Genomic DNA, 12,543 nt, shown 5'->3' on the forward strand with positions numbered 1-12,543 from the left:
TGGGATTAGACGAATTATCCGTATCCCCTGCAATGGTACTTCCGCTCAGAAAGAAGATCAGAGAGAGCAAATAGTTGCGGTATACAGCTACTATGAACAGTAATAGCGAATAAGAGTTAGAAATCAGAGAGAAAGTAATGTGTTTACTTTCTCTCTTTTTTTTGCTAAAATATTCTCTGCTACAAGAAAATAGTACGAGGATATTTTAAGGAGAGAGAGGGAATATCCAAGACAAACAGCAGGAGGAAAACAATATGTTGGAAAAGGTGTTTAAGCTTAAAGAAAATCACACCGACGTCAAAACTGAGATTCTTGCAGGTATTACGACATTTATGACGATGGCGTATATCCTGGCAGTAAATCCAAGCATTCTTTCCGCAGCGGGTATGGATCAGGGGGCAGTCTTTACTGCAACAGCACTTGCATCACTGATCGGTACGCTGTGTATGGCAGCATTTGCAAATTATCCATTTGCACTTGCACCTGGTATGGGACTGAATGCTTACTTTGCTTATACTGTAGTAATTGGTATGGGCTACTCATGGCAGACTGCACTGACTGCAGTATTTGCAGAGGGTATTATTTTCATTATTCTTTCCCTGACGAATGTCAGAGAAGCAATCTTCAATGCAATTCCAACCTGTCTTAAGACAGCAGTCAGCGTTGGTATCGGATTATTTATTGCATTTCTTGGACTTCAGAATGCCAATATCGTTGTTGGAGGATCTACTCTGGTACAGCTCTTCTCCGTAGATGCATATAATCAGGCAAATGGAGTGGAAGCAAGCTTCAATAACGTTGGAATTACTGTACTTCTTGCAATCATAGGTGTGCTGATCACAGCAATCATGGTGATTAAGAACATCAAAGGAAATATCCTTTGGGGTATTTTGATCACATGGATACTTGGAATCATCTGCCAGATAGCAGGTCTTTATGTACCGAATCCGGAGATCGGATTCTACAGTCTGCTTCCGGATTTCAGTTCCGGACTTGCAATTCCAAGCCTTGCACCGGTATTTGGAAAGCTTGATTTTAAGAATGTATTTTCACTGGAATTCGTTGTTGTAGTATTTGCATTCCTTTTCGTAGATCTTTTTGATACACTCGGAACTCTGATCGGTGTATCTACAAAGGCAGGCATGCTTGACAAAGACGGAAAGCTTCCGAGAATTAAAGGGGCACTGATGGCAGATGCAGTTGCAACTACAGTTGGAGCAGTACTCGGAACTTCTACAACAACAACATTCGTAGAGAGTGCTTCTGGTGTAACAGAAGGAGGACGTACAGGTTTAACATCCCTGACAACAGCGATCCTGTTTGGAATTTCCCTTTTCTTATCACCAATCTTTCTTGCAATTCCGTCCTTTGCGACAGCTCCGGCACTGATCATCGTCGGCTTCTATATGCTGAGCAATGTGGCAGGAATTAACTTCAGTGATTACAGCGAAGGAATTCCGTGCTTTATCTGTATCGCGGCAATGCCATTCTGCTACAGTATTTCAGAAGGTATTTCCATGGGAGTGATTTCTTATGTAGTAATCAACGTACTTACAGGAAAAGCAAAAGAAAAGAAGATCAGTGTACTGATGTATGTACTGGTGATACTGTTTATCCTGAAATATATTTTCTTATAAGATGATGATACCAGGGTCAAAAAGGTCAGAAAGCCGATGCAAGCTTGCTTAGCAATGGAGCAATCTGATTACACCAGTGAGCGGCAAAATTTATTTTTGACACTCACATCATAAGATAAAAAGAATATGGGGATATGTGAAAGCACAGGGACTGTCCGGTAACGGATAGGATTCTGTGCTTTTTGCGTGTCAGAATCGGTGCCGGGTGAGATACTTTGGATTGACTAGCACCCGTACAAATTGCTATAATGGAAAAAGACAAAACAGAGAATCACAGGGGAAAATATATGAATTTACTGACAATGGAACATGTATCCAAAGCCTATACGGATCGTGTGCTTCTGGATGATGTGGGATTTGGAATCAATAAAAATGAAAAAATCGGTGTGATCGGAGTCAACGGAATGGGTAAATCCACTTTGCTGAAAATCGTTGCCGGAATCGAAGAAAGTGATGCCGGAACGATCAGCATGGGGAATCAGGTGAAGATCTGCTATCTTCCGCAGACGCCGGTATTTGAAGCAGGAACAACAATTCTTCGCGCGGCAACAGAAGGAAATTATGATGAGCTGAACCGCTGGACGATCGAGGCAGAAGCAAAGTCTATGCTGAACCAGCTTGGATTTACCGATTATGCTGAAAAGATTGAGCATATGTCCGGCGGACAGAAGAAAAGGGTGGCACTTGTCCGGGCACTTTTAACACCGGCAGACATTCTGGTCCTTGACGAACCGACGAACCATTTGGACAATGAGATGTCCGAATGGCTGGAAGAATATCTGATCCAGTTCCGGGGAGCGATCCTGATGGTTACGCATGACCGTTATTTCCTGGACCGTGTGGTAAATCGTATCGTGGAAGTTGATCATGGGAAATTATATAACTATCCAGGCAATTATTCCGAGTTTGTGCGTCTGAAAGCCGAGCGTCAGAACATGGAGCTTGCCACAGAACGTAAGAGAAAAAGCCTTTTGCGCACGGAGCTGGAATGGCTGCACCGCGGCGCAAGGGCGAGAAGTACCAAACAGAAAGCGCATATTGACCGGATTCATGCTATGCAGGAAATGAAAGATATTCAGGAAGAAAAGCGAGTAATGCTGGATTCTGTGGCTTCCCGTATAGGGAATAAAACAATCGAACTTTCCGGAATCTGCAAATCTTATGGAGAAAAGAAGCTGATCGAAGATTTCTCTTATATTTTTCTGAAGAAAGACCGAATCGGAATTATTGGACATAATGGATGTGGAAAATCGACGCTGCTCAAGATTATCAACGGGATCATAAAACCGGATGTCGGAACTGTTGAAATTGGACAAACAATCAAGATTGGCTATTTCTCGCAAGAGAATGAATATATGGACGAATCCAAGCGTGTCATTGATTATGTAAAAGAAGCAGGTGAGTACATTGCAACTTCTGACGGGAAGATTACCGCGTCCCAGATGCTGGAACGATTTCTTTTTGACGGGGCAATGCAGTGGTCGAGGATCGAAAAGTTATCCGGAGGCGAGAAACGGAGACTTTATCTACTACGTGTTTTGATGGAAGCACCAAATGTACTGATCCTGGATGAGCCAACCAATGATCTGGATATCCAGACGCTGACAATCCTGGAGGATTATCTGGATCATTTTGATGGTATTATTCTGATTGTATCCCATGACCGGTACTTCCTAGATCGTACTGTCAGTCGTATTTTTGCATTTAATGGAGGTGGAAAAATCCGCCAGTCGGAAGGTGGATACTCCGATTATCTGATCCGTGTGGAGCTTGAAAAACCGAAAGACGGACAGACAATTGCAGAAAATATGTCAGATGCAGCTTCTGCACAGACCGGTGAGTCTGACAGCAAAAAGACTTGGAAGCAGCGGGAGAAAAAGCTGAAATTTTCTTATAAAGAACAGCGGGAATACGAGACGATCGATGAGGATATTGCAAAGCTGGAAGAGAAGATCGAAAAGCTGGATCGGGAGATGGTTAAGAATGCCACCAATTCCGTGAAGTTGTCCGAACTTATGAAAGAGAAAGAAGAAACAGAGACAACACTGGAAGAAAAGATGGACAGATGGGTGTACTTGAATGATCTTGCTGAGCAGATAGAAAATCAGTAAAGTGATTGACAGATTTACAGATGATAAAGTATAGGTAGTGAGAATCATATCAATGTATTCGAAGGAGGAGAGGTATATGATGTGGAATAGAGCAGAACTTAAAATGAGAGGAAATATGGCATTTAAGAAGAATTATGTGTCAGCCGTTGTAGTTGCGCTTCTGATGGGAATCTTTGGTACAGTCTCTGGCGAATCCAGTGCAAGACGGGTAAGTGAGAATTCAGATATATATAGTGGAAATTTATTTAATGTGGGAATGATTACCGGATTGCTTGCAGGAATCGCAACGGTAGTAATACTGATTGTCCTTGTGGCAAAAGTATTTGTAGGTAATCTCCTGAAAATGGGTGGATACCGGTTCTTTATCCTGAACCAGACTGCACAGCCGGGAATCGGAACATTGCTTGACGGTTTCCGTTCCGGACATTATGTTAATATTGTTCTTACCATGTTTTTAAGAGATTTATTTACTGCACTTTGGAGTCTGCTTTTGGTGGTACCTGGAATCGTTAAGCATTATGAATATCTGATGGTACCATATATTATTGCTGAGAATCCGGCAATGGATTACAAAGAAGCATTCCAGATCAGTAAACAGATGATGGATGGAGAAAAAATGGAAGCATTTATCATGGATCTGTCATTCCTTGGATGGTATCTGCTGAGTGCGGTTACCTGTGGACTTCTTGCAATTTTTTATGTAAATCCGTATGTACAGGCATCCTTTGCGGAGATGTACACATTCAATAAGCAAAAGGCTTATCAGGAGGGATATATCCGGTAAGAGTTTCAGAAGGATAAATTTTAAAATGTAAGAATAGAGCGCAGACGCTGGCTTAAAATGAAGCGTCTGCGCTTTTATTTAGTGGGCGGCCTTCTCCGCAAAGGTAGTCGTAACTAGTTCTTCATAAGGAACACGCTCTTTCAGCTCACCGGAGTTTTCCAGAATATCCTGCAGCAGATTGAAGCTTTCTTCGTTGAAGATCAGATCCGATTTCCAGGTGTCTTGTTCGTAGTAACGGCTGACAATGGTTGTAATTGTAGCTAGATCGGTTTCCTTGAACTGTGGTGCAATGACTTTTGCAATCTCTTCCGGAGTATGGGACTGAACGAAATCCATTCCTTTTTGCAGGGCATTGGTGAATTTCTGGATGATGTTCGGATTAGCATTCAGATAACTTGTTTTGGCACTATAGGCGGTGTATGGGACATAGCCGGAATCAACGCCGAGAGAAGCAACGACATAACCGGAATTTTCCGCTTCAAGGGCAGTAGCGCTCGGTTCAAATTCGATGGTATAGTCTGCCTGCCCACCGGAAAATGCAGCAGCGGTTGAACCGAAATCAATACTCTGGTTGATAGAAAGATCCTTCTGTGGATTAATTCCGTTTTTTTTCAAAATGTATTCAAAGACCATTTCCGGCATGCCACCTTTTCTTCCGCCAAGAACGTCTTTTCCTTTCAGATCATCCCATGAAAAATCCGGCATTTCTTCACGTGCGACCAGAAAGTTTCCGGCGCGCTGCGTAAGCTGCGCGAAGTTTTTGATGACATCATTTGCACCCTCCTGGTAAGTATAAATCGAAGATTCACTTCCCATAAAGCCAATATCTGCCTCACCGGAGAGGACGGCGGTCATAACTTTATCCGCCCCAAACGGAGTTAACCAGTTAGTACAAGACGCTATAAGAAATCAACAGAGTCGATGGTATGATCAGTATTCAGGTGAATCTCCCGGATAATAGAATGCCAGAAGGCTCTGCGGTTTTCTTGTGTTAAATTGTAGTACATTGTTCTAAAGTCTGTATTCAGCAGCTCTTCCAGATAAGCATAATCAGGTTCTAATTCCGGAGCAGCATTTAACAATTCATTCAGTTCGTTTTCAATCCGATCATATTCTTTGCTGTAATAATCCCATTCGATTCTTCCTTTCTGGAAGAGAAGATTTAATCGTTCCAATTCTTTCTGGAGCTTTTCCGGAGTCTGAACTTTCTTCTTTTTCTCTTGTTCCTTTTCAATTTTTTCACATTTTATTTTGAATTTATTGTATTCATATTCCAGATGATCAATCAGGTATTGTTCTATGAGATTTTGACTTACCATGTGCTTGTATGTACATTTGTGATCAATAAAAGCTTTATTGCATCGGTAATAGCAGTATACTTTTTTGGCACCGGTTTTCCTGTTGATAATGGACGAACCGCCTCTTGCGCTAAGCCTGCGTCCACAGATCGGACAATTTATCATGCTACTGAAAAGATAAATCCGGCCAGAAGGAGCACGCTTAACATTTGCGTTCTGTATTTCCTGCAGATTGTTCCATTCGGATTCTGTCAGGTAAGCAGGACAGTATGGAATCCCGCGATAGGTTCCTTTGTAAAATTCACTCGACAGCAGTGTTCGCATATTCGCCCATGTAAAATCCGGATCATAATTTTCCTGAATATAGCGCATGGAAAGCCCTTTGGCATGGTGCTTAAAGAAAAAACGATAAAAGGCATTTACAGTGTCTTCTCGATCTGGATCTTTTACCATACGTTTTACACCATCAATGATTCCAGATTTGTAGCCGTACCCCATATTCACATCACCGAAGATCAGTTTTCCCTGTCGGATAGATGCTTCGTTTACGAATTTGATACGTTCGCTGGTGGTATCCACTTCATTCTGGCCAATAGACAGGACTACATTCAGCTGAAGCCGACCATCTCTGGTTTCCATATTGATTCCGGGTTCACTGGTGCTGATCCATCGGACGTTATTATCGTCAAGGACTTCCTGGACCTTATAAAAGTCAGACAGATTACGGAACCATCTGTCAATCCGCCAGAAGATGATCACATCAATTTTTCCGGCTTTTACGTCCTCAAGCAGGGCATGGATGGCTTTTCGCTTTTTTAATTCTTTACGGGCAGTTTTACCCTCGTCAGCATAAACTCCAGCAACGGTCATATTATGTTCTTTGGCGTAATTGGTCAGGTATTGCTTTTGCGCTTCCAGGGATTTACCGTGCATCATCTGTTCAGCGGTGGACACACGGATGTAAATGGCGCAGCGTTCAATTTTACTTGGCATATTATATCACCTTTCTCTTCAATATACGTAAAAATGAGTATAAAAATAACAGCCTGAGAACTTTTGTTCTCTTGCGTGGCTGCTCCGGAAATGATACAATATTATTGCATTTGGGTATCTCTTCGGAGTACTTAATAGAGAAACATATTGGCGTATGTTTCATCGCTCGACCGTTCCTGTTGGCGCAGGAGCGGTTTTCTTTTTTATTTCAGTAAATCTGCAATGCAGATTTTTAAATCGCTGTAGATTCCAACACTGATTTCTTCATCAAAAGAATATTGCGTAGAATCTTCTGGCTCACCAAAACAGTAGACTTGGACGATCCGTGTCATTGGATTGACAATCCAGTATTCGCGGACACCGGCTGTACGGTACTTAAATAATTTTGTAAGGTAATCCATGCGCTGGCTGCTTGGCGATACAATTTCAATGATGAAATCAGGAGCGCCGTTGCATCCTCTGTCGTTCATTTTGTTTGGATCACATATTATGGAGATATCCGGCTCAACATAATTATAATTATCCTGATTAAGAAAAACAGCAAATGGAGCAGGATAAACCTCACAGGAACCACTATTTGATTTAATGTAGTTTCTGATGGTTGCAGATAATTCCATTACAAGTTTCTGATGCAATGGACTTGGTGGAGCCATATTGTAGATCTGACCATCAATCAGCTCGGCGCGTTGTCCATCTGGGAGAAGATAGATATCTTCAACTGTGTAGGTGTTTGGTTTTGGTAATGGCATGTGATCACGTCCTTTCTGAAAAAAGAAATATAAAAATATTATTGCCTATTGAAACAAGGATGTTTTTTGCTATACAAAGTAAATTGCGCATGCATTGAAACAGCAAAAAAATATTGGTATAATGAAAATGGCTTAAACATAACGTCTTATAGCCGATACGATGGAGGCAGTGTTCCAACGCAAAATTTCAGTTGCGTTCTGCTGAACATAGAGAGGAATCCGTTCTTGACCGTAAGGAACAATTCCTAAAATAGGCATTCCCATTCTTTTGGATTCGTCTATTTCATATTTCATCCAATCACTATAAGCAGCATACATTCCAGATATAACTAAAGTAATTTGGGCTGGACGAATCTTATCGGTTATTTTATTTGCAATATCTGTAGATGTGTAAGGTGTACCAGAAGGAAAAAGAGGTTTTTCTCTAGGTGCAGAATAATTATGGTATGAAAAATATGATGCATTATCGAGAAGATTTACTAAACGAATGTAGTCTGGTCCATATTTCCATGCGTGGCTAATAAATAAACGATAGTTATATAAGTTTGGCATAATTAACTCCTTTCTGAAACGAGGTGAATAGTTTGAAATTTAGAAAAAAACCAATAGTAATTGAAGCATATCAAACTGACGAAGAGATGATCATTCAAACACTTGAAGGCCCTTTGAGAGCCGCTCCAGGCGATTGGATTATCACTGGCATTAGAGGAGAACAGTATCCTTGTAAGCCAGATGTTTTTGAAAAAACATATGAGCCAGTTAATTAGAAGATTTCTTTGAAGAATCAGATGCAGCATTCGCTTTCCATTGGTTATTCTCGGAAGAAATAATATCTTCGATGTTTTTTATAAAAATATTCTCTATAGTAGCATCGCCAGTGGTGTAAGGTGGCGACTGGGTTAAGTATAGATGTTTATGGTATTTCAATAATTCGCTAGTTGTGCGATATTGAATCCAATTTTCATGCCATTTGTATAGTTTGGATAATGACTCGATAATGGCTATTATAGCTCCAAACACACCAATTATTATAGAAATATAAATCCGATTTGATGTATATCCTGAAAGAAGAGGAATACTAGAAGCAAGGACTATTTCTATAATTTGAGAACGTTTGTACATTTTTTGAGCGTGAGAGGATTTTTCACTATACCATTTTATCTGTGCATCCAGTCGTTGATCTATGTATTCATCAATATTCAAGTTGAACCTCCTCATAAAAAGTGTTTCTATATAATCGCATATGCGGTTATACCAATTTCATCACAGACAACTGTGGTATAAAATACACCACATAATTATCTACCTGTTTACAGATTCCGTACTTATTACTTTTTTTTATAAAATGACAGAGTGATCATTACATTTCCGCAATCTATGGATTCGTATGTTGCTATTACATAACGGTTCGGAGAAAGATAATCGTGTATCATGTCCTGCAATTGACCTTTATGGATATAACCGATATTTGTATTTTTCCAAGTGAAAAAAATTGCACGGCTATCGTATTTGTTTGTTGGTTCCGGCTGAATACCAAGCGAAGAACCGAATGGAATATCGAAATAAAAAGGTTCTTTAGTGTAGAGGTTAACCTGATTATAATTGTACGCTAAGTTATAAGAATTATCATTAATATGTAATATTCCAGGAACAGAAGGCGCGATATACTGCTTTAACTGGAACGATGAAGGTGAAGAAGAAAAAGCTTTAAATATATCGTAAATCCATCCAATTCCGAATAAACCAAATGTGAAAAGGTAAAGAATCCCCATTCCAATTTTTTTATCAATAAATTTATGAAGACCAAACCATCCACCCAAAATAGTTACAATAATTCTAACTGTTTTATTCATAAAATCCTCCAATCTGCGTTAAAAATAAATACATGAATGTGTGTTTGTATCCGCTTAAAATTTTCGCCGTAGTTCTACAACTTTCCCGATAATTTTAACAGGCTTCTCGCTGATTTCTTTTTGGCTGAAATACATAGGTTCGTAATTAGGATTTAGCGAAATAAGAGCAATACTATCTGCATATTTCTTTAGCCTTTTACATACGCCATCGTTTCCGTTGATAAGAGCAATAACGATTTCGTCAGACTCGGCATCATCTTGTTTTCTAACAATTACTGTGTCTCCGTTATGAATATCTGGTTCCATTGAGTCACCACTAATTTTTAATCCAAAAAACTCACCTGTTTTTGCTAATTCTTCAGGGATTTCTTCTTCATCTACAATATCCGTAATGGCTTCTAGTGGAATGCCGGCGGCAACGCGTCCAAGAACTTTTATTATATTAGATTTAGGAAAAGGTTGCTCGGTATGTTCGTCTATTAAAAAAGATTTTTCAATATGGAAATAATCGGCAAGTCGTTGAACTTTTCCCATTCTTGGCAAAGCTATACCTTGACACCATGTATTAAATGTTTGTGGAGAAACAGATATCGCATCAGCGACTTCTTTTTGGGTTTTATTTGCTTTGGACAAATAAAAGTTTAAGTTCTTAGAAAAAATTTTTTTCTGTTCTATATCAGTCATATTTTGTCACCTCTTTCATAATCACATACTACAATATAATTTGACTAAAATCAACTAAAAATCAAAAAAAATTGTATTTTAGTGTTGACATCAAATTAAATTTGACTTATAGTATAAGCGTAACGAGGAAAAATAAGATTTGTGGGAGGTGAATAAATTGAATAAGTTAAAAATTTCCCTTGCGGCGGCTAGAGTAAATGCTGAAATGACTCAAGAAGATGTAGCAAAGGAGATGCATGTCTCGAAAAATACAGTGGTAAATTGGGAAAAAGGTAAGTCAGAGCCTACAATTTCACAAAGCAGAGAACTTAGTAAGCTTTACAATATGCCATTGGAGTATATTTTTTTACCCTAATAATCAAATTAAATTTGATAAAAAAGATAGAGGGAGAGAGGTGAGAATGTGAAACTAAGAAAAATAATTGGTTGGATACTGGTTTTTGTGCCATTACTTCTTGTGACTGTTGGCGAACGTTATTTTCCAACAGACATAAGCATTATGTTGATGCGGATATTGATGGGGCTTGGTTTATTGAGCATCAGCGTTGTGGGAACGTGCCTTGTATCAAATGAATTGCCGATAAGAATAATTGTTGAGAAAGATGAAGAGAAAATGAGGTGAGGAAATGGGAATAGTGGTTGTCCTGTATATTGTTGGAATTGCTTTGATAATGGGATACCTGATAAACAGATATCCCAGAGAAAGAGTAGCTATTATATTCCTTTGCGCAATCGTTGTATTACAAGTTATCCAAAAATGTCTTCATCAAAAATAAAAAGAACAATGCATATGTAACAGCTAAAAGACGTGGAGATGCGAAACCGAGTAATAGGCTAAAAAATGCAATTGCTGGTAGTTCAATCCATATAAGAGCGAATATCATACGAATTTTTGAACGATATTGCCTGTAGTTAATCCGATAAGAAATACTGCGAACAGGGAGATGAGCTTGTTTACATAATTTGTCATATGTTTTGGAGATCTGATCGCAAATTCGGAACCATTGATTATAGCCATATTTATCCTCTTGCAGAGCAGATGGTTTTTCAAGCCAGCGAATCTCTTGACGTAAAACAGGATCAATAAGAAGAGAATGTGAGTTTTCTAATTCATAGTATTTAGAAAGAAAAGCATTTATGTCGTTAAGAGATACTTTTTTGTATAAAAAAGGTTCGATTTCTAAAAAGAGTGGATGGTATACCTTATCTAGTCTTTCACGAGCTAAAGTAGATAAATTAGAGTTTCGACTAATTAGTAATGTAAAGATGCCAAGAGTAAGAGTGACAGATGGCTCTAATAAAATATTTATAATTTTTTCTAAATCGATATTTGATACAAACGAAAGCATGATGATTATCCTTTCATAATTTGATACGGAAATTATACCAGACAGTAGTAGGACAAATCAACAAGTACAACCAGCACCGCATAAACTTCAATAGAAAGTAGGTGGTAAGCATGAAACCCGATATCGAAAAAATCATACAGGTGATGATTTCTTTATTGGAAGAACAGGAAAAAGTGAAAATTACATATACCATTGAGAAAACCGCGTAAGCGGTACCAGTTGGACAAGCAAAGGAGGGATGAGAGATGTTTTATAAGATTGCAAAGATATTAAGCAAAACAGCGATTGTATTTGGATTTATGTGCATGGTTGGTGGGTGCTCGGTAGAACAACAGGAGTTGTTTTACCTGTATGAAGCTCTTGGACTTGCAGTGTTTGCGGCTGGAGCGTATGCGCTGGAATACTTCCGGATGTTGGAATATCGGCACAGGAAAAGAAAGATAAGGGAGGCGAGGGAGCATGCCAGAAGAGAAGCAGCGTAAGAGCATCAGAGTAGGCGAGATCGACAAGATGATCGAAACACTTGAATCTCTGGAAAGAGTAGACAAGACTGCGGATTACCATAAACGGATGGCAATCGCATATCTAAAGAATTTCGCAGATTGCCTGGATGATAAAGGAATAAAAACAATAAAAGTGCAAGGATAAAGGAGGACAAGCAGTGAAAACAGTAAAAGTAACACCGGATAACATTATATCAGTAATTGATATAAACTTTGATGATTTCCGTGATCTACAGAAAGCAGTAGGCGGGCATTTTGAAATCGTAAGCACGAAAACCTTATATGAGACATTTAAGATGCCTGTGATCATGTTAGTGGATGAGGATGGAATAATGAAGCAGAAAGAAGTCAACCGCCTTGGAAGCTATTTTTATGATGCAGACAGGCACGGATGGCCAATCTTAGGAGATATTGTATTTGCAATTGCAGCCGGAGAAGATATTGAAGCACCGGATGATGCGGAAGCTCTGATGGTATTCCTGAAAATGAATTTTTCGTACTTAAAAGAAGAATAAAAAACGCTTGCGAAAAGAAATATCGCAAGCGCCGCAACCATAAAGGTACACGAATAATCTAAGCACT

The 12,543-nt window shown here is 39.2% G+C and carries 16 protein-coding genes and 1 pseudogene; 9 read left to right on the forward strand and 8 right to left on the reverse strand.

The features are described 5' to 3' along the window. The first annotated feature begins 254 nt into the window (after positions 1-254). The 3 genes from PG766_RS16150 to PG766_RS16160 all read left to right on the forward strand — a co-directional run bounded on the left by PG766_RS16150 (position 255) and on the right by PG766_RS16160 (position 4,532). On the forward strand, positions 255-1,637 hold the full coding sequence (locus PG766_RS16150; RefSeq protein ID WP_022220236.1) for an NCS2 family permease: 1,383 nt from the start codon (positions 255-257) through the stop codon (positions 1,635-1,637). Between the two features lie 287 nt (positions 1,638-1,924). Then, the gene (locus PG766_RS16155) at positions 1,925-3,748 is read left to right on the forward strand and encodes an ABC-F family ATP-binding cassette domain-containing protein (protein ID WP_118199402.1); all 1,824 of its coding nucleotides are present in this window, start codon (positions 1,925-1,927) and stop codon (positions 3,746-3,748) included. Positions 3,749-3,827: 79 nt separating this feature from the next. Continuing rightward, entirely contained in the window at positions 3,828-4,532 is a 705-nt protein-coding gene (locus tag PG766_RS16160; protein WP_055157747.1) for a DUF975 family protein, read from the forward strand. A 78-nt stretch (positions 4,533-4,610) separates the two neighbouring features. Here PG766_RS16160 and PG766_RS16165 read toward each other — a convergent pair. The 4 genes and pseudogenes from PG766_RS16165 to PG766_RS16180 form a co-directional block, all read right to left on the reverse strand. Next, positions 4,611-5,414: pseudogene (locus PG766_RS16165) on the reverse strand (ABC transporter substrate-binding protein); the annotation flags it as partial. A gap of 17 nt (positions 5,415-5,431) precedes the next feature. Beyond that, the gene (locus PG766_RS16170) at positions 5,432-6,823 is read right to left on the reverse strand and encodes a recombinase family protein (protein WP_270591292.1); all 1,392 of its coding nucleotides are present in this window, start codon (positions 6,821-6,823) and stop codon (positions 5,432-5,434) included. Positions 6,824-7,026: 203 nt separating this feature from the next. Continuing rightward, positions 7,027-7,572 carry a Uma2 family endonuclease gene (locus PG766_RS16175; RefSeq protein ID WP_270591293.1) on the reverse strand — a complete coding sequence of 182 codons (546 nt, stop codon included), beginning with the start codon at positions 7,570-7,572 and terminating at the stop codon, positions 7,027-7,029. A 132-nt stretch (positions 7,573-7,704) separates the two neighbouring features. Continuing rightward, on the reverse strand, positions 7,705-8,124 hold the full coding sequence (locus PG766_RS16180) for a TIR domain-containing protein (protein ID WP_195253330.1): 420 nt from the start codon (positions 8,122-8,124) through the stop codon (positions 7,705-7,707). Between the two features lie 23 nt (positions 8,125-8,147). Here PG766_RS16180 and PG766_RS16185 point away from each other — a divergent pair, with 23 nt between their 5' ends. Then, positions 8,148-8,339 (forward strand): hypothetical protein, encoded by a 192-nt coding sequence (locus PG766_RS16185; protein WP_195253331.1) that lies wholly within the window; start codon positions 8,148-8,150, stop codon positions 8,337-8,339. Here PG766_RS16185 and PG766_RS16190 read toward each other — a convergent pair. The 3 genes from PG766_RS16190 to PG766_RS16200 form a co-directional block, all read right to left on the reverse strand. Then, positions 8,332-8,775: a DUF4231 domain-containing protein gene (locus tag PG766_RS16190; protein WP_195253332.1), complete on the reverse strand. Its 444-nt coding sequence runs from the start codon at positions 8,773-8,775 to the stop codon at positions 8,332-8,334. The genes PG766_RS16185 and PG766_RS16190 overlap by 8 nt on opposite strands. Positions 8,776-8,900: 125 nt before the next feature. After that, positions 8,901-9,425 carry an NINE protein gene (locus PG766_RS16195; RefSeq protein ID WP_117835732.1) on the reverse strand — a complete coding sequence of 175 codons (525 nt, stop codon included), beginning with the start codon at positions 9,423-9,425 and terminating at the stop codon, positions 8,901-8,903. A 54-nt stretch (positions 9,426-9,479) separates the two neighbouring features. Then, a complete protein-coding gene (locus tag PG766_RS16200; RefSeq protein ID WP_082424145.1) occupies positions 9,480-10,109 on the reverse strand; it encodes a LexA family protein in 630 nt (209 codons plus the stop codon). 157 nt (positions 10,110-10,266) lie between these two features. Between PG766_RS16200 and PG766_RS16205 the strand changes: the two genes are divergently transcribed. Together PG766_RS16205 and PG766_RS16210 are read left to right on the forward strand one after the other, a co-directional pair. Continuing rightward, complete coding sequence (locus tag PG766_RS16205) at positions 10,267-10,464, forward strand: helix-turn-helix transcriptional regulator (protein WP_070098893.1); 198 nt, start codon at positions 10,267-10,269, stop codon at positions 10,462-10,464. A gap of 48 nt (positions 10,465-10,512) precedes the next feature. After that, complete coding sequence (locus tag PG766_RS16210; RefSeq protein ID WP_117835734.1) at positions 10,513-10,731, forward strand: hypothetical protein; 219 nt, start codon at positions 10,513-10,515, stop codon at positions 10,729-10,731. 118 nt (positions 10,732-10,849) lie between these two features. On the opposite strand, the gene PG766_RS16215 is transcribed toward PG766_RS16210, so the two are convergent. Then, positions 10,850-11,458, reverse strand: a complete 609-nt coding sequence (locus PG766_RS16215) for a hypothetical protein (RefSeq protein ID WP_195370898.1) — start codon at positions 11,456-11,458, stop codon at positions 10,850-10,852. A gap of 245 nt (positions 11,459-11,703) precedes the next feature. On the opposite strand from PG766_RS16215, the gene PG766_RS16220 reads away from it, so the two are divergent. Genes PG766_RS16220 through PG766_RS16230 form a run of 3 tightly spaced genes read left to right on the forward strand, consistent with a single transcriptional unit; the run spans position 11,704 to position 12,476 of the window. Continuing rightward, complete coding sequence (locus PG766_RS16220; protein ID WP_270591307.1) at positions 11,704-11,940, forward strand: hypothetical protein; 237 nt, start codon at positions 11,704-11,706, stop codon at positions 11,938-11,940. Further along, positions 11,918-12,106, forward strand: a complete 189-nt coding sequence (locus PG766_RS16225) for a hypothetical protein (RefSeq protein ID WP_270591313.1) — start codon at positions 11,918-11,920, stop codon at positions 12,104-12,106. The genes PG766_RS16220 and PG766_RS16225 overlap by 23 nt, the downstream gene beginning before the upstream one ends. Positions 12,107-12,119: 13 nt before the next feature. Further along, positions 12,120-12,476: a DUF3846 domain-containing protein gene (locus PG766_RS16230; protein WP_270591317.1), complete on the forward strand. Its 357-nt coding sequence runs from the start codon at positions 12,120-12,122 to the stop codon at positions 12,474-12,476. The last annotated feature ends 67 nt before the right edge of the window (positions 12,477-12,543 follow it).

Source organism: Coprococcus sp. LG101-27, from assembly GCF_027695515.1.
In the GTDB taxonomy this organism is placed as follows: Bacteria; Bacillota; Clostridia; order Lachnospirales; family Lachnospiraceae; genus Allocoprococcus; species Allocoprococcus comes.

Excerpts from the sequence above, each read along its gene's own strand:
- PG766_RS16220 (WP_270591307.1), top strand. The coding sequence starts at position 11,704 with ATGTTTTATAAGATTGCAAAGATATTAAGCAAAACAGCGATTGTATTT.
- PG766_RS16180 (WP_195253330.1), bottom strand. The coding sequence starts at position 8,124 with ATGCCAAACTTATATAACTATCGTTTATTTATTAGCCACGCATGGAAA.
- PG766_RS16170 (WP_270591292.1), bottom strand. The coding sequence starts at position 6,823 with ATGCCAAGTAAAATTGAACGCTGCGCCATTTACATCCGTGTGTCCACC.
- PG766_RS16150 (WP_022220236.1), top strand. The coding sequence starts at position 255 with ATGTTGGAAAAGGTGTTTAAGCTTAAAGAAAATCACACCGACGTCAAA.
- PG766_RS16175 (WP_270591293.1), bottom strand. The coding sequence starts at position 7,572 with ATGCCATTACCAAAACCAAACACCTACACAGTTGAAGATATCTATCTT.
- PG766_RS16225 (WP_270591313.1), top strand. The coding sequence starts at position 11,918 with ATGCCAGAAGAGAAGCAGCGTAAGAGCATCAGAGTAGGCGAGATCGAC.
- PG766_RS16200 (WP_082424145.1), bottom strand. The coding sequence starts at position 10,109 with ATGACTGATATAGAACAGAAAAAAATTTTTTCTAAGAACTTAAACTTT.
- PG766_RS16160 (WP_055157747.1), top strand. The coding sequence starts at position 3,828 with ATGTGGAATAGAGCAGAACTTAAAATGAGAGGAAATATGGCATTTAAG.
- PG766_RS16215 (WP_195370898.1), bottom strand. The coding sequence starts at position 11,458 with ATGCTTTCGTTTGTATCAAATATCGATTTAGAAAAAATTATAAATATT.
- PG766_RS16155 (WP_118199402.1), top strand. The coding sequence starts at position 1,925 with ATGAATTTACTGACAATGGAACATGTATCCAAAGCCTATACGGATCGT.
- PG766_RS16195 (WP_117835732.1), bottom strand. The coding sequence starts at position 9,425 with ATGAATAAAACAGTTAGAATTATTGTAACTATTTTGGGTGGATGGTTT.